This window comes from Acidisphaera rubrifaciens HS-AP3 (assembly GCF_000964365.1).
Taxonomy (GTDB): domain Bacteria; phylum Pseudomonadota; class Alphaproteobacteria; order Acetobacterales; family Acetobacteraceae; genus Acidisphaera; species Acidisphaera rubrifaciens.
In genome coordinates, this window is record NZ_BANB01000626.1 from 1 (window position 1) to 1,216 (window position 1,216).

At 70.8% G+C, this 1,216-nt stretch carries 1 protein-coding gene; it reads right to left on the minus strand.

Features of this window, described 5'->3' with window-relative positions; all coding sequences use genetic code 11:
• Positions 1–640 (minus strand): polyhydroxyalkanoate synthesis repressor PhaR (phaR, locus tag B8460_RS15560; protein ID WP_148360641.1); only part of this gene is annotated, 640 nt, incomplete at its 3' end.
• Positions 641–1,216 lie beyond the last annotated feature (576 nt).

The following is a 1,216-nucleotide window of genomic DNA, read 5'->3' on the forward strand; positions in this document are numbered from 1 at the left end:
CGCCGCCCGACGGCGCGACGCCCGCCTCCGGCATGCCGCCGGCGGCGGGGCGCGGCGACGGCTCGGCAAAGCCGGGCTGGCCCCCGGGCTCACCCCCGGGCTGGCCCCCAAGCTGATCCGACTCCGCGCCGCGGTAGAAGGGCGTGAACATGCTCATCGCCCGTTCCATCATCGCCCGGTTCTGCCGGGTCACCTCCTCCACGTCGAAGGGGAAGAAGCTGCCCATCGTCTGCTGCATCGCCCGGCGCATCTGCTCCTGCTGATGCGCGAACGCCCCCATCGCCTGTTCGAGGTATTTCGGCACCAGGCTCTGCATGTTGTCGCCGTAGAAGCCGATCAGCTGGCGCAGGAAGCCGGTCGGCAGCAGCGCGCGGCCCTTGCCTTCCTCCTCGACGATGATCTGCGTCAGGACGCCGCGGGTGATGTCCTCGCCGCTCTTGGCGTCGTAGACGACGAAATCCCGCCCCTTGCGAACCATCTCCGCGAGGTTGTCGAGGGTGATGTAGCTGGAGCTTTCGGTATTATAGAGCCGCCGGTTGGCGTATTTCTTCACCACGACCTGCGGCTGCGCCGGGCCCGGCGCGTCGCCGGGCTGGGTGGCGGCATAGGTCGGGCCGGGTGTCTGCATGGGCTCGGACATAACTATCCTCCTTGCGCGCCTTGAATAACATGAATGGCTTGCCGCATGTGCGAAAGACCCGTCCCCGCCGCGGGGACCGTTTTGTTCGTTCCTCGCGCATGAAACCGCCGTGACCCGGCGCGGAGCGCGCCTGCGGGCGTACCCCGATGCCGCCTGACCCCGATCCGGCCGCGCCCCAGGGGACGGCTCACGCAAGGACGGCTTACGCGGGGACGGCTCACGCGGCGACGGCGCCCGGCACCGGGGCAGGGGCCGGCGCCTTCGACCCCGCCGACCTGGCGGGACTGGCACAGGATTGGGCCACCCTGTGGCACAGCGAACTGGCCGCATTGGCCACCGACCGGGAGGTGCAGGAGACGTGGCAGACCCTGGTGGGGCTTTGGGCGCAGGTCTGGGCACAGGCCGCCGCGACCCTGCTGCGCCCCGCGACCGGCGGCGCCGCCGATGAGCGCGGGGTTCGACCATCCGGGCCTGCCGGGACCGCTGATGCGCCGCGGCCCGCGCCCGCTGCTGCTGCATCTGACCCTGGCGCTGCTGCGCTCGATGACCTCCATCGGCGAATCGCCGAGCTGGAAC